The sequence below is a fragment of the Paenarthrobacter ureafaciens genome (assembly GCF_004028095.1).
Lineage (GTDB): Bacteria > Actinomycetota > Actinomycetes > Actinomycetales > Micrococcaceae > Arthrobacter > Arthrobacter ureafaciens.
Genome location: NZ_SBHM01000007.1, coordinates 1 through 22274, shown reverse-complemented (window position 1 = coordinate 22274; position 22274 = coordinate 1). Strand labels below are relative to the sequence as shown.

Below are 22274 nucleotides of genomic sequence, written 5' to 3'. Positions count from 1 at the left end.
ACCCCTACCAGTTCCAGTCCCCAAACCCAGGTAAGAGGCGCACTCATGACCCAGCCCGAACACGATCCCTTTGGCTTCGTAGGCCTCACCTACGACGACGTCCTGCTGCTGCCCGGCCACACAAACGTCATCCCGTCCGAGGCCGACACGTCCTCGCGCATCTCCAAGCGCATCACGGTCCAGACGCCCTTGCTCTCGGCAGCCATGGACACCGTGACCGAGTCCCGCATGGCCATCGCCATGGCGCGCCAGGGCGGCCTCGGTGTTGTCCACCGCAACCTGTCCATCGATGACCAGGCAGAGCATGTGGACCGCGTGAAGCGCAGCGAATCCGGCATGATCACCAACCCCGTGACCATCGGCCCCGAGGCAACGCTGCTGGAACTTGATGAGCTGTGCGCCCGTTACCGCGTCTCCGGCCTTCCCGTGGTGGACACCGACGGCCGTCTCCTGGGCATCGTGACCAACCGCGACACCCGCTTCGTTCCCGAATCGGATTTCCCGCTGCGCAGCGTCAGCGACGTCATGACCAAGATGCCGCTGGTCACCGGCCACGTCGGGATCAGCCGCGAGGAAGCTTCGCACAAGCTGGCCACCAACAAGATTGAAAAGCTGCCGCTCGTGGATGACCAGGGCCGGTTGAAGGGCCTCATCACCACCAAGGACTTCACCAAGGCCGAGCAGTACCCGCTGGCCACCAAGGACGATGAGGGCCGCCTGCGTGTCGGTGCGGCCATCGGCTTCTTCGGTGACGGCTGGGAGCGCGCCATGAAGCTCATCGACGCCGGCGTGGATGCGTTGTTCGTGGACACCGCGAACGGCCACTCCCAGGGCGTGCTGGACATGATTGCCCGGCTCAAGTCCGATCCCGTTGCCGCGCACGTTGACATCATTGGCGGCCAGGCAGCCACCCGTGAGGGAGCCCAGGCTCTGATCGACGCCGGTGCCGACGGCATCAAGGTGGGTGTCGGTCCCGGTTCCATCTGCACCACCCGCGTGGTGGCCGGTGTTGGCGTTCCGCAGATCTCCGCCATCTACGAATCCGCGAAGGCCGCGATTCCGGCCGGCGTTCCGCTGATCGCCGACGGCGGCCTCCAGTACTCCGGCGACATCGGCAAGGCGCTGGTTGCCGGCGCCGACACCGTGATGCTCGGTTCCCTGCTGGCCGGTTGTGAAGAGTCTCCTGGCGATCTCATCTTCGTCAACGGCAAGCAGTTCAAGAGCTACCGCGGCATGGGCTCCCTGGGGGCCATGCAGTCCCGCGGCAAGAACACGTCCTACTCCAAGGACCGTTACTTCCAGGCCGACGTTTCCGGTGACGACAAGCTCATCCCGGAAGGCATCGAAGGCCGCGTTGCCTACCGTGGGCCCCTGGCTTCGGTGGCGTACCAGTTGGTCGGCGGCCTGCGCCAGACCATGTTCTACACGGGCGCACCCACCATCCCGGAGCTGAAGGCGCGCGGCAAGTTTGTCCGCATCACCGCTGCAGGCCTGAAGGAATCGCACCCGCACGACATCCAGATGACGGTGGAAGCGCCGAACTACTCCCGCTGATTCCCTGCAGGATTGACGCGATCGAAGACTCCCCGTGGTGTTCCACGGGGAGTCTTTGCGTCCGGGCATGTTCCGCGGGCAACCGCGGTCCCTTCGCGGCTGGTGCCTTGGTGTCAGAGGGGAGGAATAGGCTGGGCGTATGTCAGAAAACCCAGGTGGCCCGGGCCGCGACCGGCCTATGCATCCGGAGTCCGTCCGGGTGTCCAAGGCGCCGCCCCGGAAGCTGGCACTCCGGCCGTATGCACGCGCCGTCGGGCAGGTCCTGAAGGTCAGCTTCAAGGCCTCGCCCGCCGCCGTCATCATGAAGGTGGCCGGCTCGCTGATTTCAGCCACGCTGCCGCTGGTGACAACATACTTCGCTGCGTTGACCACAACGGCGCTGGCGGCCGGCTACGCAGGAGACCCCGACGCCGGTCCGCGCGCCATCCTGTACGTCGTCATCACGGCGGCGTTGGGACTGTTCTGGGGCGGCTTCAGCAGCGTTGACCGCTACATCCAGCAGCTCATGAGTTTCCGGGTAGGCGCAATCGTCGGCGACATGATGTATGAGCGCTTCCTTGCCTTGGAATTCTGGCGTTACGACGACAAGGAAACGGTAGACCTCTACGATCGTGCCAAGCGGTTCTCCGACTCCTATGCCCGCGTCCTTGACCGCATTGCCGCGATCTTCACGCAATTGGTTTCCGTTATCCTCGCCGTCGGAGCCTTGTTCCTGGTGAGCTGGTGGATTGCGGTGATCGTCCTGGTGGCGATCGTGCCCAGTGTCTATCTGCAGTTCAAACTTTCGCGTGAACAGATCGCCCACTGGAACACGCAGGTCGACTCCCGGCGGCAGCGCCGCATGATCGAACAGAACCTCCTGAGGCCGCAACACATTGCCGAGATGCGCCTCTACGGGATCGTGGGGTACCTTATGGGCCTCCGGTCGAGGTTGCGTGACGCGGACGAGCGCCGGCGCCTCGATTTCCAGAAGCGCTACATCCCCAAGCAATTGGCGGCCGACGCACTCCAGTACGGCGCCGAGGTGGTCTCGCTCATCTGGGTGGTCGGGCAGATCATTGCCAGGGCGCAGCCCGTGGGCCAGTTCCTCTACGTTCAGCAGATCGTGAGCCGGGCCCTGTCCACGGCCAACAACCTGGTGTCCTCGCTCAGCTCCATCGACGAAGACCTCGCCAACCTCAAGGACTACGAGCTCTTCATGACGCTGCCGGTGCCCACCGGCCACGAACCGCCGCTCCTGAAATCCCCGCAAACCGTGGAAATGAAGGACATCCGCTTCAGCTACACCGGCAGCGATATTGAAGTCATCAAGGGCATCTCGCTCACCATCAAAGCCGGGCAACACATCGCGATCGTGGGGGAGAACGGTGCTGGAAAGTCCACGCTGATCCGGATCCTGGCCGGGCTGTACCGGCCGGACTCAGGCCAGGTACTGCTCGACGGCGTCGACCTCGCCACCGTTGACGTGACCAGTTGGCACCGCCATCTGGCCGTGTTGAGCCAGGAGTTCCTCAAATACGAGTTCGCCACGGCCGCTGACAACATCTACCTGGGGGACGTCCAGCAACCCCGGGACGATCAGCGGATCAGGCGCGCGGCATCTGATGCTGAGGCCATGGACTTCATCAACAAGCTTCCCAACGGCTTGGACAACCACGTCAGCAACTGGATGGAGGATCCGCGCGGACGCAAGGGGAGCGGGCTGTCGGGTGGCCAATGGCAGCGCCTCGCCATGGCACGCAACTTCTACCGCGACGCATCCTTCATGGTGATGGACGAGCCCACCTCGGCCATCGATGCCCTGGCCGAGCACCGCATCTTCTCGCGGCTTTTCGCCGACCGCAGCAGTACCATCATCGCCATCAGCCACCGCCTGGCCACCATCGAGAAGGCTGACGTCGTCTACATGCTCGAGGACGGCCGGATCGCGGAGCAGGGAACGCATAAGGAACTTGTTGCGCTGCGTGGCCGGTACTTCCGGATGTTCGAGTCCCAGCTGTCAGTGGATGAGACCAGTCGGGCGGCTCCAGAGGCTTAGAGCGGTGGAAAACCGCGCGGCGTGCCGGGCGGTGCCTGGTTGCCGGAGGGGTCCAGTAGAGTTGTAGCCGTGACTTATGAGATTGAGATTGGCCGTGGCAAGCGTGGGCGTCGAGCCTACTCCCTGGATGACATCGCGATCGTTCCGAACCGACGGACGCGTGACCCGAAGGACGTCTCGGTCTCCTGGCAGATTGACGCCTACAAGTTCGACATGCCGGTGATTGCCGCTCCCATGGACTCCGTCATGTCCCCTGAAACGGCCATTGCCCTTGGCCGGCTGGGTGGCCTTGGCGTCCTTGACCTTGAAGGCTTGTGGACCCGTTACGAGGACCCGCAAAAGGTCCTCGACGAAATTGCCGGCTTGGCCGACGAAACCAGCAGCCCCGCTGTCACGCGGCGCATGCAGGACCTCTACCAGGCTCCCGTGCAGCCCGAACTCATCAGCTCCAGGCTCGCCGAGATCCGCGCAGCGGGAGTAACGGTTGCTGGTTCACTCACGCCGCAGCGCACCCAGGAGCACTACAAGACCGTGGTGGCTGCCGGCGTCGACATCTTCGTCATCCGCGGCACCACAGTCTCGGCTGAGCATGTCTCCAAGAACCACGAGCCCCTGAACCTCAAGCAGTTCATTTACGAGCTCGACGTTCCCGTGATCGTGGGCGGCGCGGCCGGCTACACCCCGGCGCTGCACCTTATGCGCACGGGCGCTGCCGGCGTCCTGGTCGGTTTTGGCGGCGGTGCGACGACCACCACCCGGCGTGCGCTTGGTATCCACTCGCCCATGGCCTCAGCCATCTCCGATGTTGCTGCCGCCCGGCGGGACTACATGGACGAATCCGGCGGACGGTACGTCCACGTCATCGCCGACGGCGGCATGGGCAGCTCCGGGGACATCGTCAAGGCGATCGCCATGGGCGCCGACGCCGTGATGCTCGGCAGCGCGCTGGCACGTGCCGAAGAGGCCCCCGGCCGCGGCTGGCACTGGGGTCCGGAAGCACACCACCTTGAATCACCGCGTGGGGATCGCGTCAACGTGGGAACCGTCGGTCCGCTGGAGGAAGTCCTGTTCGGACCGGGTCACCACACCAACGGCACGTCCAACCTCATCGGAGCACTCCGCCGGTCCATGGCCACCACGGGCTACTCGGACTTGAAGGAGTTCCAGCGCGTGGATGTTGTGGTTTCGCCCTACGAAGGCAACTGATTTCCTGACGTGAAACGCCCCTGCTGGTCCCGGTCTTTACGGGGACCTGCAGGGGCTTTTTTCGTTGCCCGGGGAAGTTCTCCCCATCGCGTTGTGTTGCCCCCGCACGTAGTCTGGCAGCCGAAGAACTATTGCTGTCATGAATCGGGGGAAGTATGGCGCCGGGAATCTACGGGGCAGACATTACACAACTGAGGTCTCTGTCAAAGGTGATGGGAACATCGGGGAACACGCTGGCCAACCTCGAGCTCAACATCAACGGGATTGTGGCTTCGGCCGCCTGGAAGGGCGCGGACGGCGATCGGTTCCGGGCTGACTGGTCAAGCAAGATGCGGCCCATGCTGCACAAGGCCAGCGAGTCCCTGCGAATCCAGGCAAAGGCCCTCCTGGTCCAGGCGGATGAACAGGAGCAGGCCAGCCAGACAGGCTCCGGAACGTCGCCCGGCCAGGGCCCGACGCCGGCTCAGCCTTCCACGCCCTTCACCCCCGTGGTGGATGCCAACGGCAACACTGTCTACCAGTCCTTGAACTTTGCGGCTTCCGGCAGCGGCTTCATTGCTGATGTCCTCCTGAACAGGATGGCCCAAGGCGGCCTCCTGTCCCGGATGCCGTGGAGCGTCCTCGGTGCACAGTACGGGCAGATGCCGGGCGTGGGCTATGTGAGGGGCACCCAGCTGCTCAATGGCCTGTCCATGGTGGGCCGCGCCGCCGGTGTCCTGAGCGTTGTAGGCGGCGTTGCCCAGTTCGCCGACGGGTACATGCGCGGCGATGGATATGCCATGGCCGATGGTGGCATCACCACGGTCCTGGCCGCCGGCAGCTTCGTGCCCGTGGTGGGTCCCTTCTTTGCCGGGGCAAGCCTGGCCTGGGCGGGAATGGGGTTCCTCGCCAAGGGGCTCGGCTATGGATCCACCTCGGAAATGGTGGTGGACGGGGCTAAAGCCGTGGCCGGCGCAGTAGAGGACGGAGCCCAAGCCATTGCGGACGGAGCCAAGAAGGTGTGGGGCTGGCTCGGTGGTTGACCGGCAGTCCTGGGATAGCGTTGTACAGACGAACAACATGAGGATGGCATGACACAGACAGCAAACGTGGACACACTGCGACTGACCGATCACGAACTCCTGGCGTTGCTTGCCATGAACCCCACGCCCGCCGCGGAAAGATCCCGGGAGCTGTTCCGCCTTGCAGGCGTGAACCACCAGGACGTGCTGGAGCAGGCGGGAATCACCACCCTCCTTGTGCGTGGCCTGGCGGAGGTTGCCGGCGAGGACATCGTTCCCGTGGACAAGGGAGCCATTGTGGCTGCCGTGGTCTCTACCGCAGACGAGTGGCTGGAGATGGCTTTGGTGACGCCCACCAGCGACCATGTGCTGTTCATTGCGGGTTCTGAGCAAGGCGCCGTCCTGCTGAACCTCAGCCGTTACGGGGTTCATGAGATCCAGCCGGTTGATTCGCGCTCAGGGATGCTGTCACTGGGTGTTGCGATCGCCAAGCAATACTTGGTGGACGGCCCTGACGGACTACCCGCAGCCGCGATGATCAAGCACCACCGGGCCGGGGGTGAGCCTTTGGTCGCCAACCTCAAGGCCGGTGAAGACGGCAGTTGGACACTTGCTGAGGGCGACGGCGACAATCCGCCTACCCGTCCGGTGCCCGCAACGGAGGCCCTCGCTTCCTTCGAGGCCGCGCTGACCTTCGCATGAGTCAACAGTTCCACTCTCCAGGGCACCATTCCAGGCAATACCCCCTGGATTACTGGCTGTCCCGTGATGTCGCCCGGGCCACCCCGGAAGGCACGCAGTCGGTATTGCGAAACATGGCCTGGAACCAAGGCCAGTGGCGTGGCCTCGCCGTCGCTTGTGGCGGAAGCGGGGCCGCGCTGCTGGCGGCAGCACTGCTCATCCTGATCCTCGGTGGCCCGGCCGTCGGGATAGTCCTGTTCGCTGTGGCCGGGCTCGGCCTCCTCGGCGGTGCCGTGCTTGCGTTGCAAAAGCTGCGCGGCGTGCCCCGTATCAAAGCCGTGATGCAGTCCAGGGCGCCCGGAAAATTTTCCTCCGGGCTCGGGCTGGCCGCCTTCCTGGCCGTGGTGTTTGGCATCGGGCTGTTCCCGGTTGTGGCCCCGTTGCTTCAAGGAGGACCACTCCAAGTCCTCGCGTTCGTGGCGGCCTACGCGTTGATGCTGGTGGTCGTTGTGAGCCTGTTCGCGGTCCCTGCCTTCTTCTCCGAACACGCACGCGAGCACTTCCGCAGGCGCATCGACGCCGATCTGCAACTGCGCCGATACCTGGAAGAAATGGCCCTCACGTGGCAGGACACCCAGGGCGGCAGGGCATTCGGCCCGCTGTAGGGACCGGCGCGCCCAAGGATCTCCGGGAAACCGGCACTGCCGCGGGCGGCGGCCAACCAGTAGGGTAGTGGACTACCAGCTGTTGCGTTTGAGGAGGAGTCCGATGAGCAATATCGCAGGCGGTTCGCAGGTGAATTCTGCGGGAGCCCTAAGCCCCGAGTCCCGTGCCGCATCCATTGAAGCGTTGAAGGCCACTGCTGAGGCAGGCAAGGAACTGGACATCCTGATTGTCGGCGGAGGCGTCGTGGGCGCCGGCGCCGCGCTTGATGCAGTGACCCGTGGCTTGACGGTGGGCATCGTCGAGGCGCGCGACTGGTCATCGGGCACGTCGTCGCGATCCTCCAAACTCATCCACGGCGGCTTGCGGTACCTTGAGATGCTGGATTTCGCCTTGGTGCAGGAAGCGCTCCAGGAACGCGGGCTCCTGATCCAGACCATTGCACCGCACTTGGTCCGCCCCGTGCCGTTCCTGTACCCGCTGACGCGGCGCTTCGTCGAGCGGCCCTACGTCGGCGCCGGCATCATGCTCTATGACACCCTGGGCCTCACCTCCGGCCACAGCCGTGGCGTGCCGATGCACCGGCACCTCACCAAGCGCGGCACTCTTCGTGCAGCTCCCAGCCTCAAGGACGACGCGTTCGTGGGATCCATCCGCTACTACGACGCGCAGGTGGATGACGCGCGATTGGTGGTCAACGTCGTCCGGACCGCCGCGCACTACGGAGCCCATGCTGCCAACCGGCTACGCGTGGTGGACTTCCTCCGCGAGGGTGAGCGCGTGGTCGGCGCCAAGCTTGAGAACCAGGAGGACGGCGAGGTTTTCGAAGTCCGGGCCAAGCAAGTGGTCAATGCCACGGGCGTCTGGACGGACGAGACCCAGGCCATGGTCACCGATCGCGGCCAGCTCAAGGTCCGGGCATCCAAGGGGATCCACCTGGTGGTTCCCCGCGACCGTTTCCAATCAACCGTGGGTCTCATCCTGCGCACGGAAAAGTCGGTCCTTTTCGTTATCCCCTGGGGTCGCCACTGGATCATCGGCACCACTGACACCGACTGGACGCTGGATAAAGCGCACCCCGCAGCTTCCAGCAAGGACATCGATTACGTCCTGGAGCACGTCAACCGTGTCCTGAAACGCCCGTTGACCCGTGAGGATGTGGAGGGCGTCTATGCCGGGCTCCGGCCGCTCCTCGCAGGGGACAACGACTCGACGGCAAAGTTGTCGCGGGAGCACGTCGTGGCGCATCCGGTTCCAGGGCTCGTGGTGGTTGCCGGCGGTAAGTACACCACGTACCGGGTCATGGCCAAGGACGCCGTGGACGAGGCCACCCGGGCCATGGACGAGCGCGTCCCGCCGAGTTGCACGGATACCATTCCGCTGCTCGGAGCCGAAGGCTTCAAGGCAGCGTGGAACCGGCGCGCACGTTCAGCGGAGGAAGCCGGAGTCCACGTGGCACGGGTGGAGCACCTGCTGAACCGTTACGGCTCCATGACAGCCGAGGTACTGGATCTCATTGCGCGGCAACCGGAATTGGCGGAGCCGCTGCCCGGTGCGGACGATTACCTGGCAGCCGAAGTGGTCTACGCAACCACCCACGAAGGCGCCCGGCATGTACACGATGTCCTGACGCGCCGGACCCGGATATCCATCGAAGCCTGGGACCGGGGTGTGTCCGCCGTTCCGGTAGTCGCTAAGCTGATGGGAGAAATCCTCGGCTGGAGCGACACCCAGCGCGAAAGCGAAATCAAGCATTACTTGGCAAGGGTTGAAGCCGAAAGGCTCAGCCAGGAGCAGCCGGACGACGAGTCAGCGGATGCGGCCCGCATGGGAGTCGATGACATCATGCCCCTTCGCTGACATTCGCTTGGCTCCGCCGGGGGACTCCGGCCGGGAGGCCGCATCTGGAGGGAACAGGACTTGGCAGAACCACTTGACCGGTATGACGCGGAACTCACAACGCCGCAGACCGTCATTCTTGAACTCGTTGCCGAGGACAAGAATGACGCTGCGGCACAGTTGGCCGGAAAGCTTTACGAAGCAGGCAGGATTACGGACCTTGACGGGTTCCTGAAGCAGGTTCAGTCGCGTGAACACCAGCTGGCCACCGGCCTTCCTGGCGGGATCGGACTTCCGCATGCGCGCAGCGAGTTCGTGGACCGGATCTCCATCGCCGTTGGCGTCACCAAGTTCGGGCACGCCCTGGACTTCGGTGCCACCGACGGTCCCGCCACCGTCATCCTCCTGATCGCCACCCCTGCAAGTTCCTTCTCCGACCATTTGGAAGTCCTTGCCACGTTGGCGAGGTCACTGTCCAAGGAGTCATTCCGGGAATCCTTGCGCCGGGCCCACGACACCGAAGTCATCGCAGAGCTCATCAACTCCTCCCTGGTGTTCTTCGACCACTGACCCCGTTTCGTTGTTCTACAGCCGGACGAAGTACGGTTAAGGGGTGTTGAAAACTGCGTTGAAACCCCGCTGGATCGCAGGGTTGGTCTTTGCGCTCCTGCTCTCCGGGGTTTTTGTGCTGCTCAGCCAGTGGCAGCTCAGCCGTTCAGCACAGCACGAACCGGCCACACCGTCCTCCATCGAGGAAGTCAAACCCCTGGTGGACGTCCTGAAGCCGGGGCAGTTCTTCCCCGGTTCGGTGGAAGACCAGATGGTCACAGCCAGCGGCAGCTATGATCCGGGCAAGCAGGTGCTCGTCGAAGGCAGGCTGTACGACAACCGCAAGGGCTACTGGATCGTTACGGCCTTCGCCGTGGATAACGCTCCCAAGCTCAGCGGAGCAGCGGCCTCACCCCAAACCTGGATACCTGTCGCACGCGGTTGGGTGGCCGAACCCGACCAAGCCGGACCGCCGCCGTCGGGCCCCCTGACGTTGACCGGCCGCCTGCTGGCCTCTGAAGCACCACTGCCCAATGTCGACGCCGGTCCAGGCCGGGCATCGGCGGTTTCCGTCGCGGAGCTCATCAACAAATGGGACGTTTCCAGCTACCCCGGATTCGTCGCAGCCACCGCTGAATCGACGCCTACGGGCCCGGTTCCGGCGAACGAGGCCGTGAAGGCCCTGAACATCCCGGCCCAGCCGCCTGCCACGCAGATCAACTGGTTGAACTTGTTCTACTCGGTTGAGTGGGTGGTGTTCGCAGGCTTCGCCCTGTACATCTGGTGGCGCATGGTCGCCGATGACTACCGTCGGGACCTCGAGGGCGACGAGTTCGACGGTGGCGACTTTGACGACGACTTCGACGACGGCGGCCCTCACCACAGCGGCGAAGCGCACCACAGCGACGAACCGGCCGTCCAGGAATCCCAGCACTCTGAACCAGAACATAAGGTACAGCCATGATTGAACCCAAACCGGCCATCCAGCCCGAACAGTCCGGACCCAAGCCCAAGAAGCGGCGGTTCGGCGGAACCGAAGCGCAGATCCGTTCGGCCCTGAAGTTCTACAAAGTGATGGCTTACCTCACCGGTGCCATGCTTCTCCTGCTGTGCGCAGAGCTGGTGGCCCGCTACGCCTTCGGTGTCTCGCTGTTCGCCGGCGGGACAAACGCCGTGACCGGCCAGCCGTTCGGTTTCGGATTCGCCCAGTCTGAACCGAAGGGCGTCATTGGCGGATTCAACATTTCCACCACGGTGCTGATCGTCCACGGCTGGATGTACGTGGTGTACCTGGTTTCCAACTTCCGGCTGTGGTCGCTCATGCGATGGCCGTTCTCCAAGCTGATCCTGTTGGCGCTGGGCGGCGTGGTCCCGCTCCTGTCCTTCATTGTGGAGAAGAAGTTCCACGCGCAGGTCGAGGCGGAACTTGCGGCCAACCCGAAAGCGTCAAAGCGGTACTGAAAACGTCGTCCGTCCGCCGGGTGGTGTGAGATCGCTTACGGTGGGCCCGTTTTAGGCTCTATTTGACCGTCGGGGGCGTTCCCCGGCGTGCGCCGGGGCGGCCGGGCAAAGTAGTCTTGTTTGGTGACTACTCCCACCGCACCCCAGACTTCCCAGAAGCCGGTGCTGGTTGTTGACTACGGTGCCCAGTACGCGCAGCTGATTGCCCGCCGCGTCCGCGAAGCAAATGTGTATTCGGAAATTGTTCCGCACACCTTCACCACCGAGCAGCTTCTGGCCAAGAACCCGGCAGCCATCATCCTCTCCGGCGGACCGTCCAGCGTGTACGCGGATGGTGCCCCCAAGGTTGACGCTGACCTCTTCGACGCCGGCGTTCCGGTTTTTGGCATCTGCTACGGCTTCCAGGCCATGGCGAACGCACTGGGCGGAAAGGTAGCCCGCACGGGCCTGCGGGAGTACGGCGCAACCGAAGCGCTGCTGGTGGGCGATGCCCGCTCCATCCTTGACGGCGTTCCCGCCACCCAGAACACCTGGATGAGCCACGGTGACTCCGTCCACGAGGCCCCGGAAGGCTTCGAGGTCCTCGCAACCACTGAGGGCGCCCCCGTTGCAGCGTTTGCCAATGACCAGAAGCGCCTTTACGGCGTGCAGTGGCACCCCGAGGTCAAGCACTCCGTCCTGGGGCAGCACGTCCTGGAGAACTTCCTCTTCAAGGGTGCGGGCCTGACGCCCAACTGGACCACCGGCAACATCCTCGAAGAGCAGGTGGAACGCATCCGCCAGCAGATCGGGGACTCGAAGGTCATTTGCGGCCTTTCCGGCGGCGTCGATTCCGCTGTGGCCGCAGCCTTGGTCCAGCGTGCCGTGGGGGACCAGCTGACCTGTGTCTTCGTTGACCACGGTCTGCTGCGTGAAGGTGAAGCCGAGCAGGTGGAGCGCGACTTCGTTGCAGCCACGGGCGTCAACCTCTACGTTGCCAACGAACAAGAGCGTTTCCTCAACGCACTGGCCGGGGTCAGTGATCCGGAGACCAAGCGCAAGATCATCGGCCGTGAGTTCATCCGGGCCTTCGAAGAAGCGGAACGGGCCATCATTGCCCAGGCCGCGGCCGAGGGTGAGAAGATCAAGTTCCTCGTGCAGGGCACCCTGTACCCGGACGTCGTCGAATCCGGCGGTGGTGAGGGCGCAGCCAACATCAAGAGCCACCACAACGTTGGCGGGCTCCCGGAGGACCTGCAGTTCGAGCTCGTTGAGCCGCTGCGCGCCCTCTTCAAGGACGAGGTACGCGCCGTTGGCGCACAGCTCGGCCTGCCCCAGGAAATCGTTGGCCGCCAGCCGTTCCCCGGCCCCGGCCTGGGGATCCGGATCGTCGGCGAAGTCAACAAGGAACGGCTTGACCTCCTCCGCAAGGCCGACGCCATTGCCCGCGCCGAGCTGACCGCTGCCGGCCTGGACAACGACGTTTGGCAGATGCCGGTGGTGCTGCTCGCAGACGTCCGCAGCGTTGGCGTGCAGGGCGACGGCCGGACCTACGGCCACCCCATTGTCCTGCGCCCGGTGTCCTCCGAGGACGCCATGACGGCAGACTGGTCGCGCTTGCCGTATGACCTTCTGGCACGTATCTCCAACCGCATCACCAACGAGGTGGATGGCGTCAACCGCGTAGTGCTGGACGTGACCAGCAAGCCGCCGGGAACCATCGAGTGGGAATAGCATCGTAAATGGCCGGTCTCCTTTTCGGAGGCCGGCCATTGCGTTATCCAGGGGCCGGCCCGAATGTGGCGGCACCCACGAATTGTGGTCGATTTTTTCCCCGGCCAGTGTCGTGAAGCGGGCTTGCAGGGTATTCCCGCTACCCTCGAAAGTATGCCGGTATGGTCCAAGGCGTCTAAAGCTAGTACAGAAAAGAAGGCAGAAGTTGTGTCAGTAAGTCAAGGCCACGAGGACGGCTCCGAAGAGCTCCGGAAATGGCTGTCCGGACTTAAGCCCGTTACTGGTGCGGACACGATGCTGCGTTTCGTCAAGACGCCCGAAGGCGCCATTGATCTCAGCAACGCCCATCCATCCGGACTGGCGCAGTTGTTGGCGGGGCGCAGAACGCGCCTGTCCACGCTGATCCGGGACAGGCAGCAATACATTGTTGCAGCCCGTGCCGCCCGGAACATCCGCTCAAAGATCTTCGAGCTGGGCAACGACCGCGGCATTGAGGCAGGCTATCTGTCGGCCGGCACTGTGGTGTGGACATCGGCCGTCGGTGGGAAGCCGCAGCGCGTTTCGGCTCCCGTGATGCTGACGTCCATTGCACTCACTGTTCGTCCGGGCGAGGACGACTTCGAACTGCAGTTGACCGAACAGGCCCGCATCAATCCGGCCCTGGTGCGCCATCTGAAGAATGTTCACGGCATCGTCTTCGACGTCAACGCTGTGGCACGCATGGCCTACAACACCGCGCGGCTGGATCCCCAACCGGTCCTCGACCGCCTTGCCACGCTCGTACAGCCCATCCACGGCGCCGAGGTGGAGTTCAACCTCTTGGTCACCACATTGGCCGACCTTTCGGGCAATCTCGATGATCCGTGGATCAACATGAACAACCCCATCGTCGCCGCGCTGGCAGCGGTCGCCAATGGTGCCGATATTGAACCGGAGCCCATCAAGGCCGGGCGTTTCCCCAGCTTGGATGATCGCGATCCCGCCGATGAGCTTCTGCTGTTGGATGCCGATACCGACCAGCAGTACGTCGTGGATGCGGTCCGGGCCGGTGACTCCCTGGTGGTCAGCACGCCTCCCGGCAGCGGCCAAACCCAGACCGCCATCAACGCGATCGGCGCCCTGGTCAGCGAAGGCAAGTCCGTGCTGGTGGTTGGCGAACGTCAATCCAGTGTTGCGGGCCTGTCTGCACATTTGGAGTCCCTCGGTCTGGATTCCATGCTTTTCCGGCCCGGCAACGGCACCACGCCGCAGCAATTGAAGGGCCAGTTGGTCCGTGCAATCATGCGGAACGAGAAAGCCCTGGAGCCGCAGCTCGGCAACCTGCATGCCACGTTGACCGGCCACCGGCATGCCCTGGTGGACCATGTTGCCTCGCTGCACAACGTCCGTGAACGGTGGGGGTGCTCCCCATACCAGGCCATGCAGTCGCTGGCCGAGCTGACGTCCATCCACCCGGCACCGTCCACCACCGTTCGACTCAAGCGCAGCGTGCTGGACAACATTAAGGACCGCGAGGAGCTGGCTGGCCGTTTGCGCCGCGCCGCGGAACTTGGCAGCTTCAGCCGGGCATCGACGTCGAGCCCCTGGTACGGGGCCCGGCTCCTCACCCGCAAGGAAACCGAAGAGGCCCGGCAGCTGGCCCAAGTGGCGGAAGAGAAGCTTCCTGTTCTCCGGGAGCGCATGAAGCAACTGGCGGACCACGCAGAGATCCGCCTGGGCGATACCTTCGCTGAGTGGGGCACGCAGCTGGAACTGCTGATCGCGGTGCGCGAGAGCCTGGACAAGTTCACCCCGGATATTTTCGACCGTCCGGTCCATGACCTGATCTCGGCCACGGCCACCTCGGCCTGGCGGCGGGAACGCAACATCGAGATGCCCTCCATGCAACGTTCCAGGCTGCGCCGTGTGGCCAAGGAATACGTTCGTCCCGGCGTCCACATAGCTGATCTGCACAGCTCGCTGGTCCTCGTTCAGGAGCAGCGTGCGCTGTGGGCTGGCTACGCCACAACGCAGAGGCATCCCGCTGTACCGTCCGGTCTTGCGGATCTGGGCGCGCTTTACCGTGAATTGGAAGGCGAACTGCAGCGTCTGGGGGAGGCGTTGAAGTACACCTCCGATGGCGGCTCCCTGCATAAGACGCCCTATGAAGAGCTGATGGAGCGGTTGGAGCGTTTGGTGGCCGATACCGCCACCTTGGAGACGCTGCCCGAACGTACCCTCCTCATCGAACAGATGCGCGAGCACGGCCTGGGTGAGCTCCTGGCAGACCTCGCTGCGCGCGAGGTGCCCGCCGAATCCGTGGCCGCTGAGCTGGATCTGGCCTGGTGGCAGTCCGCTCTGGAAGCCATGATCAGCGGGGACGATTACCTGGCTATGTCCGACGGCGACTCCTTGCGCAAGCTGGAAGCCGAGTTCCGCCTCGCCGACCAGGCGCACATTGCCAGCGGGGCCGCCCGATTGCGGTGGCAGCTCGCGTCCAAGTGGCGCCAGGGGATCGAGGAACATCCGCGCCAAGCCGAACTTCTTCGTGCTTTGCTCAAGGACGGCAGGGTTACCCTGCCTGCCCTGAGCGCACAGGCGCCGGACCTGGTTCCGCGCTTGGTCCCGGTCTGGTCGGTCAGCCCCTACCTTCTCACCGGGGTTCTTCCGGCCGAGCAGAAGTTCGATGCCGTGGTGATCATCGACGCCGAATCGACGTCCCTCCAAGCGGTGCTCCCGGCTATTGCCCGGGCCCGTCAGGTGGTGGCTTTCGGTGACGCGAAGATCGCCAATGCGCGCACGTTCAGCGTGGCCGTGGAACCTCCGGTAGCGGGGGTAGCCAGCCACGAAGCCGTGGACAGCGCCTTCAAAGCACTGGCACGGATTCTGCCAACGTGGCAATTGAACTGGGTCTACCGTGCGGTGGACGAGGACCTGGTCCTGCAGCTGAGCAAGAACTATTACGACGGCGGACTTCGGCGGCTCCCCGACGGCAGCTCCGTAACGGGCCTGGACCGCTCCATTGTGGTGGAGTACATTCCTGACGGCACCGGCCTGCCGGGAGCCGACCATGAGGGTGTTGAATCCGTCGCAGCCGAGGTGAACCGGGTAGTTGACCTGGTCTTCGAACACGCCCGCCTGCGGCCCCGCACCTCGTTGGCTGTTGTGACGGCCAGCCTGCGCCACGCGGCCCGGATCGGTGAGGCCATCAGGTTGCAGTTGCCCAACCACCCGCTGCTGCAGACCTTCTTCGGTGCCGGTCCGGAGTCCTTCCGGGTGGTTGACCTGGAGCGGGCGCAGGGCCTTGTGCGGGATCACGTGATCTTCTCGCTCGGCTATGGCCGCACGCCGCACGGCCGTGCACTGCACTCCTTCGGTCCGTTGTCCACTGAGGGTGGGCGGAACCGCTTCGCGTTGGCCATGACCCGGGCCAGGCGCTCGATGCACGTCCTGAGCTGCTTCCGCCCGGAGGACCTGGACCTTGACCGGCTTTCGCATGGTGCGGTTGATTTCTACGAACTGCTGGACCGCGAGCTTTCGGGTAACAGCAATCTGGGTACACCCGCTTCCCGCGCGGTGGCCAGCGAACAGGCCCTGGGTGAAGATCCGCTGGTTGCCGACCTCGGTGAGAGATTGCGGGCGAGGGGAGCCCGGGTTTGGCATCTCTACGATGGCGTCCTGGATATTGCCGCAGCCGCCGATCCCGTGCACACCATCGGCAGGGAAGGCGCGGAGATTCCTACCCCCGTGGCCATCGAGTCGGATGGTACGGAACGGTACCGCCGGATGAGCGTCCGTGAGCGCAGCAGGCTCCGCCCGCAGTTGCTTGAGCGGATGGGATGGCGCTACATGTCCTTGTGGACCATCGAGGTTTTCACCGATCCCTCCTCATGTGCCGATCGGATCGGCTCCTACTTGGGGCTCGAAAACCACGTTCCGCAGCCGGCGACTGCGCCCCACCATGGTTTCCTGGACATGGATGTAGAACAATTGGACTTGCGTGACGTCCAGCCCTCCTACATTCGCTCATCACCGGCAACTCCGATGGGCGTTGCGTCAGGGGCCGCAACCGGTGACGGGAAAGAAGCGACCCTGAACCCGGCTGAACCCGGCGCTAAGAGCCAGGATGTGGCCAAAGCCAAGGGCAGCGACGAATCCGGAAGCGGCGAGTCCGGAAGCAAGGGGAGTACCGACGGGATGGCCCAGGCAACGGACGATGATGAAGGCAACGCAGACGCTGCCGGCATGACGGAAAGCACGGAAAAGGAAGAACCGGAAGTGGATAGTGAGGCACCCGAGGACGCCAAGGGAAAGCGTGCTGCGGCTAAGCCCAGTGCTGAAGGCGTCCTGCCGAATAAGGCGGCCGAAGATGATCCGCGCCGATGGGGTGACGAACCCGGCTATGACCATGACCAATGGCTGAAGGAGCAGAAGCCCCCGCACTGGGGCTGACGTTCATTCTGCAGTGTCCGGTGGGCCGGATTGGGGTCCATGCACCAACATAAAGAAAAGCTTGCCGTGCGTTGAAGCGCCGGCAAGCTTTTCTGCTTGCTGGGGGTCTGCGGCTACCACTACCAACCCGTCCGCTTCGGATGTGCCCGGCCATTGACCGGGGGCATCGCCTTGGGCTGAGGTCCACAGCACAGGAACGGCCCCTGCCAGCACGTCATGGCGTGGGGAAGATGCGGATGCCTCGCTGGCCGAGAGGATGACCGAGATGAGCTGCCCGGGCGAGAGTAAGCGAATTGATGCCGGGTCGGCCATTCGGAGCGGGACGGCGGCCGACCCCGGCGGTGCACCGGTGAGCAATCCCGGACCCAGGAAGCTGGTCTCGGTGGGGATTTGGCCTTTGGCCAGTGGTGCAGCGAGTTGGCGGCCTTGAAGACGTGCAGGGTCCTCGATGGCTCCGGGGAAGGAAGCGCTTCGGGGTATGCCGGCGGTGATGAAGTCTGCTTCAGAGACGCTGGCGCCGACCGGGAGGTCCCTGGCCGAAACCACTATGCTGACCTGTTGCTCGGGAACTGGAGTAAGTTGCTGGACGGCGATTCCGGTGGCCAGGCAGAGCAGCAGGGCCACTGTCAGGCGCCGATGCCTGGCTCCGAAGGAAGCGGCGGTGGCTGTCCAGTGCTGCCCGTGACCGCTTGGGTCTGTTGTACGGGTGGTGCCCTGATGGCGCCGGGTCCCGAAGGGCGTTTGCCTGGTGCGGAAGCGCGGTGCGGAGGGTGGCTTGAGTGGCATATGGCCACGCTAGCCAAGGGGTCCGGCCGCAGGGGAGCGGCCGGAAGCCCTATGTGGATAAAGCGATCAGCTGGCGGCGGCAGCAGGCGCAGGAGTCGCAGCGGGTGCCGGGGTCGCGGGAGCCGAAGGAGCGGCCGAAACCGTGCTTCCCTTGGAATCGCGGGAATCCGTGCGGTAGAACCCTGAGCCCTTGAAAACGACGCCGACGCTGTTGAACTTCTTGCGAAGCGCACCCTTGCACTCCGGGCACTCCGTCAGGGAATCGTCCGAAAAGGACTGCACGAGGTCAAAGGCATGGTTGCAGTCTTTGCAGGCGTATGCGTAAGTGGGCACTGAATTCCTCCTTCAGAACAAAGTTCAGGTCCGGCGGCGGCGCGGGGAGGACAACCTCCCTTAGCAGTCGCAGGGCCTGAGTGCCAATTCTATCATCCCGTGGATTCCGCCGGTCGACCGGTCGTTATCTGTGCGGGATACCACGGCATATAACTACCGGCCGAGCCGGACAATTCCCGAGGGCGTCAGAACTTCCGTAACCGGCTGGTCAAAAGCCTCGGCGGGAATAGCACCGGACGGCAACACGTCGTCGTCGTACGTCACCGCTATGGTGCGCGGCCGCTGCGCCGAATCCTTGAGGCCCTGGAGGAAGCGGTCATAGTATCCGCCGCCCTGGCCGATCCTGTTGCCATCGCCGTCAACGGCAGTCGCGGGCATGAAGATGCCTGCCGCGTCCGCTCCTGCCACCGCACTGGTAAGCCTCTCGCCCTCGGGCTCATCGATGGGGGCGTATGTGGACCTCACGAAGGTGGTTTCCGGCGTCCATTCCACCCAGCTCATCGTGCGCCCGGGCTCGCAGACGGGCAACAGGATCCTGTGCCCCTCTTGATGCAGCGCCTCAATCAATGGCAGGGTGGGCGGCTCGAAGGCCACGCCCAAGTAGACGGTAAAGGTGGCCGGGGACCCGCCTGAGACGTCCTTCGCCCAACTCACCCCGTGCCGTGCCAGCGCCTCTCCGGCCGCGGCAATTTGTTCCGGCGTGCGGTTTCGCCGCTGCAGCCGTCGGGCGCTGCGGATTTCTTCCTTGGATTCCATGTCCGTCCGTTTCGTCGAAGTGGTCCGGGGGGGGCAGCGCTGCCCTTGCCGGACGTGAACGTCAACAGATTGTGCACACCCGCACGGCGGGGGTTTACCTTTTGACGTGATCCTTCCGTTAGATTAGTCCGGTGACTCACCATAACAATGCTGTCCGTAAGGCCGTCATCCCCGCAGCGGGTCTCGGTACCAGGTTCCTTCCTGCCACGAAGGCAATGCCGAAGGAAATGCTGCCCGTAGTTGACAAGCCCGCCATCCAGTATGTGGTCGAAGAAGCAGTCAAGGTCGGCTTGCACGACGTCCTCATGATCACCGGCCGCAGCAAGCGTGCCCTGGAGGATCACTTCGACCGTGTGCCGGCGCTTGAAGCCACGCTTGCGGAGAAGGGGGACACCACCAAGCTGGAGGCGATCCAGTCCGCCACCAACCTCGGGGACATCCACTACGTCCGCCAAGGCGATCCCAACGGTTTGGGCCATGCTGTGCTCCGTGCAAAGCAGCATGTGGGGCACGAGCCCTTTGCCGTGCTCCTCGGTGACGACCTCATCGATCCCAAGGACGACCTCCTGAGCGAAATGATCGCCGTGCAGCAGAAGACCGGCGGCTCTGTAGTTGCCCTGATCGAGGTGGAGCCCTCCAAGATCAGCGCCTACGGTTGTGCCGACGTCGAGGAAAACGACGAAGACGGCTACGTACGCATCAAGCAGCTTGTTGAGAAGCCGTCCCCGGAAGAAGCACCCTCCAACCTGGCCGTCATTGGCCGGTACGTCCTGCACCCGGCAGTGTTCGATGTCCTGGAAAACACCGCTCCCGGTCGCGGCGGCGAGATCCAGTTGACCGACGCCCTTGAGGTACTGGCCCGTGGAGAAGGCGAAGGATCCGGCGTCTATGGCGTGGTCTTCCGCGGCCGCCGTTATGACACCGGGGACAAGCTGAGCTACCTCAAAGCCTGCATCGAGCTTGCTTGCGAGCGTGAAGACCTCGGTCCCGAGCTTCGCGAGTGGCTGCCGGACTTCACGGCTTCCCTGCCCAAGTAACTGCGGTGTACGGCTCTGCCATCTGGCCGGTAACGCTGGAAAGCGGAGACCTCGTACTTCGGCCAATCCGGTACCGCGACAAGCGGGAGTGGTCCGAGGTCCGCACGCGGAACAGTGAATGGCTCGCGCCGTGGGAGGCATCCAATCCGGCTCCGGGCGGACGGCTCCCAAGCTACCGCCAGATGGTGGCGTCACTTAATGACCAGGCGAGGCAGGCTACCGCACTGCCTTTCCTGATCACCGAAAGGACTCCCGGTTTCCGCGAGCCGCGCATCGTGGGACAGCTGACCGTCTCCTCGATCGTTTGGGGATCGGCGATGATGGCCACGCTGGGGTACTGGGTGGACAAGGACCGCGCCGGGCGCGGGATTGCCCCAACGGCGGTGGCTATGGCTACGGATCATTGTTTCCGCGCGCTCGGATTGCACCGGATGGAGATCAACATCCGTCCAGAGAACGGGCCCAGCCTGCGCGTGGTGGAAAAGCTCGGATTCCGGGACGAGGGCTACCGGCAGAGGTACTTGCACATCAATGGTGAATGGGCGGACCACCGGTCCTTCGCGCTGACGTCCGAGGAAGTGCCGCAGGGACTTCTGCGAGGTTGGCTGGAACGAAGAACGGGCAGGTCATAGGCCGTTTTTCCCGTTCGCGGCCATCATTTGGGGACTCGCAAGCGACACACCGCAGGCAATGCCGCAGCACCTGACGATTTGCTTCTACGGTTTTGAATGTGGACTTCCCTCTCAGCAGCTCAGTGATACTCGTTGTCACTGTTGCGCTGTGGATGGTGTGGGTGGCGCCCTATGTTCTTCGGAGCAAACGGACGCAGGTCCAAACGGCCACCGTGCCGGGTGAGGTATTCGAGGACAAGCCAGACGAAACGCAGGCAGGGGTGGTCTTTACCGTGGCACCTCAGCAGGAGAAACCGATGGAGACCATGCACAGCAAAGCACAGGCGTCGCCCCAGGAATCCCGTGTGGCTGAGTCGTCTCCCCGGGCTACGCCCAACACGCCGTTTACCATCCGCTACGCAAGGTTGACCCTTGCCCTGGCCGGTTTGATATTGCTGGTCACTGCCGCCGTCTCGGGGGTGTTCACCCTCTTCGGCCAAGGCTCCTTCTGGTTGCCTTTGGTGTCGTTCATCGGTGCCGTCCTGGCCGTGGTCGTCTTGCGGAAGCTGGCCCTGCGTGATCTCCGTGAACGGCGCGCCCGCCGCGCGGCACAGGCCACGCGGATTCCCACGCCGGCCAGGTACCTGCCCAAGGAGCCCATTAACGAGGCCAAGGAAACTCCCGTTTTTGATGCGGAAGCGGACAAACCGGAAACGCCACGGCTTTCTGCCTTGGAACTCCGGCAAGCGGCACTTGCAGTTGCCGTGGCAGCAGGTGATAAGTCGGCAGAAACGTCCGCCGGGAACGAGGGAACTCCCTGGGAACCGGTTGAGATCCCCAAGCCCACGTACGTGGGCGCGGCCAAGGCGAACCGTCCCGCCCCTGAGCCCTTGGACCTGCCTGAGGCCCCCAAGCCGGTGGGCAAGCCTGTGCTCAAGCAGGGTGCCGTCCAGCAGGAGGCTGCAGGGCCGGCCCGTACCGCCGTCAAGGGACAGAGCGCCCTGAGCAACCTCGACGACGTCCTCCAACGCCGGCGCGCCTAGGCCAATGGCGGTTCTTTGCGTTGCGGGCGGAACCGGTCAGGTTGGTCGCGAAGTCGTTCGGCTCGCCTTGGCAGCAGGCCACACCGTCAGGGTGTTGAGCCGCCACGTGCCGTCCCCTGGATCGTCCACGCATCACGACGGCGCCACCTACTTCGCGGGCGACGTCACCACCGGTGTTGGCTTGGATGCCGCAGTGGCGGGTGCCGACGTCGTGATCGACTGCCTGGAGGGGCAATTCGGCAAGGCACGGAAGCAGTTCGCCGACGGCGGTGCCCGGCTTGCTCAGGCAGCGCGCGATGCCGGGGCGGGCAGGGCCGTGGTGTTGTCGATCATCAATTGCGATCGCAGCACGTATCCCTACTACGTATCCAAAGCTTCAAAGGAGCGGGCCTACGCCGACTCCGGGCTGGAGAGCGTAGTGGTGCGGGCCACCCAGTTCCACAGCCTGGTGGCAATGGTCTTTGGAGCCGGTTCCCGTTTGGGGCTGATCCCTGTCTTCAAGGGCGCGAGGTTCCAGACCATCTCCCCGGCGGATGCGGCCAAGGCAGCGCTGGAAGCAGCGGAGGGCCGGG

The 22274-nt window shown here is 64.1% G+C and carries 19 protein-coding genes; 16 read left to right on the top strand and 3 right to left on the bottom strand.

The window, feature by feature from the left end; genetic code table 11:
* The first annotated feature begins 45 nt into the window (after positions 1-45).
* The 12 genes from guaB (at position 46) to AUR_RS04260 (ending at position 17136) form a co-directional block, all read left to right on the top strand.
* Entirely contained in the window at positions 46-1554 is a 1509-nt protein-coding gene (gene guaB / locus AUR_RS04315; protein ID WP_021472479.1) for an IMP dehydrogenase, read from the top strand.
* Positions 1555-1732: 178 nt separating this feature from the next.
* Complete coding sequence (locus AUR_RS04310) at positions 1733-3592, top strand: ABC transporter ATP-binding protein (RefSeq protein WP_128397231.1); 1860 nt, start codon at positions 1733-1735, stop codon at positions 3590-3592.
* Positions 3593-3661: 69 nt separating this feature from the next.
* On the top strand, positions 3662-4798 hold the full coding sequence (locus AUR_RS04305) for a GuaB3 family IMP dehydrogenase-related protein (RefSeq protein WP_021472481.1): 1137 nt from the start codon (positions 3662-3664) through the stop codon (positions 4796-4798).
* A gap of 212 nt (positions 4799-5010) precedes the next feature.
* Entirely contained in the window at positions 5011-5820 is an 810-nt protein-coding gene (locus AUR_RS04300) for a hypothetical protein (RefSeq protein WP_241650861.1), read from the top strand.
* 48 nt (positions 5821-5868) lie between these two features.
* Complete coding sequence (locus tag AUR_RS04295) at positions 5869-6501, top strand: hypothetical protein (RefSeq protein WP_062097422.1); 633 nt, start codon at positions 5869-5871, stop codon at positions 6499-6501.
* Positions 6498-7145 (top strand): hypothetical protein, encoded by a 648-nt coding sequence (locus AUR_RS04290; protein WP_031216587.1) that lies wholly within the window; start codon positions 6498-6500, stop codon positions 7143-7145. Before AUR_RS04295 ends, AUR_RS04290 begins: the two co-directional genes overlap by 4 nt.
* A gap of 103 nt (positions 7146-7248) precedes the next feature.
* Positions 7249-9003: a glycerol-3-phosphate dehydrogenase/oxidase gene (locus AUR_RS04285; RefSeq protein WP_062097420.1), complete on the top strand. Its 1755-nt coding sequence runs from the start codon at positions 7249-7251 to the stop codon at positions 9001-9003.
* Positions 9004-9063: 60 nt separating this feature from the next.
* Positions 9064-9552, top strand: a complete 489-nt coding sequence (locus tag AUR_RS04280) for a PTS sugar transporter subunit IIA (RefSeq protein ID WP_021472486.1) — start codon at positions 9064-9066, stop codon at positions 9550-9552.
* Positions 9553-9595: 43 nt separating this feature from the next.
* A complete protein-coding gene (locus tag AUR_RS04275) occupies positions 9596-10495 on the top strand; it encodes an SURF1 family protein (protein WP_031216588.1) in 900 nt (299 codons plus the stop codon).
* A complete protein-coding gene (locus tag AUR_RS04270; protein ID WP_021472488.1) occupies positions 10492-10992 on the top strand; it encodes a DUF3817 domain-containing protein in 501 nt (166 codons plus the stop codon). Before AUR_RS04275 ends, AUR_RS04270 begins: the two co-directional genes overlap by 4 nt.
* 123 nt (positions 10993-11115) lie before the next feature.
* Positions 11116-12705: a glutamine-hydrolyzing GMP synthase gene (gene guaA / locus AUR_RS04265; protein WP_031216589.1), complete on the top strand. Its 1590-nt coding sequence runs from the start codon at positions 11116-11118 to the stop codon at positions 12703-12705.
* 153 nt (positions 12706-12858) lie between these two features.
* Positions 12859-17136 (top strand): DUF4011 domain-containing protein, encoded by a 4278-nt coding sequence (locus tag AUR_RS04260; RefSeq protein WP_062097418.1) that lies wholly within the window; start codon positions 12859-12861, stop codon positions 17134-17136.
* 3 nt (positions 17137-17139) lie between these two features.
* Here the strand turns inward: AUR_RS04260 and AUR_RS04255 are convergent, their stop codons facing one another.
* The 3 genes from AUR_RS04255 to AUR_RS04245 form a co-directional block, all read right to left on the bottom strand.
* The gene (locus tag AUR_RS04255) at positions 17140-17922 is read right to left on the bottom strand and encodes an RcpC/CpaB family pilus assembly protein (RefSeq protein ID WP_079941116.1); all 783 of its coding nucleotides are present in this window, start codon (positions 17920-17922) and stop codon (positions 17140-17142) included.
* Between the two features lie 66 nt (positions 17923-17988).
* Complete coding sequence (locus AUR_RS04250) at positions 17989-18255, bottom strand: FmdB family zinc ribbon protein (RefSeq protein ID WP_062097416.1); 267 nt, start codon at positions 18253-18255, stop codon at positions 17989-17991.
* A gap of 153 nt (positions 18256-18408) precedes the next feature.
* Positions 18409-19011 carry a 5-formyltetrahydrofolate cyclo-ligase gene (locus AUR_RS04245; RefSeq protein ID WP_021472494.1) on the bottom strand — a complete coding sequence of 201 codons (603 nt, stop codon included), beginning with the start codon at positions 19009-19011 and terminating at the stop codon, positions 18409-18411.
* 131 nt (positions 19012-19142) lie between these two features.
* On the opposite strand from AUR_RS04245, the gene galU reads away from it, so the two are divergent.
* From galU to AUR_RS04225, 4 genes are all read left to right on the top strand, one after another.
* Positions 19143-20048 (top strand): UTP--glucose-1-phosphate uridylyltransferase GalU, encoded by a 906-nt coding sequence (gene galU, locus AUR_RS04240; protein WP_031216593.1) that lies wholly within the window; start codon positions 19143-19145, stop codon positions 20046-20048.
* A gap of 5 nt (positions 20049-20053) precedes the next feature.
* Positions 20054-20680 (top strand): GNAT family N-acetyltransferase, encoded by a 627-nt coding sequence (locus AUR_RS04235; RefSeq protein WP_062097414.1) that lies wholly within the window; start codon positions 20054-20056, stop codon positions 20678-20680.
* Positions 20681-20832: 152 nt separating this feature from the next.
* Positions 20833-21702: a hypothetical protein gene (locus AUR_RS04230; RefSeq protein WP_062099272.1), complete on the top strand. Its 870-nt coding sequence runs from the start codon at positions 20833-20835 to the stop codon at positions 21700-21702.
* Positions 21703-21706: 4 nt separating this feature from the next.
* Positions 21707-22274: SDR family oxidoreductase (locus AUR_RS04225; RefSeq protein WP_128397054.1), on the top strand; the 568-nt coding region annotated here is incomplete at its 3' end.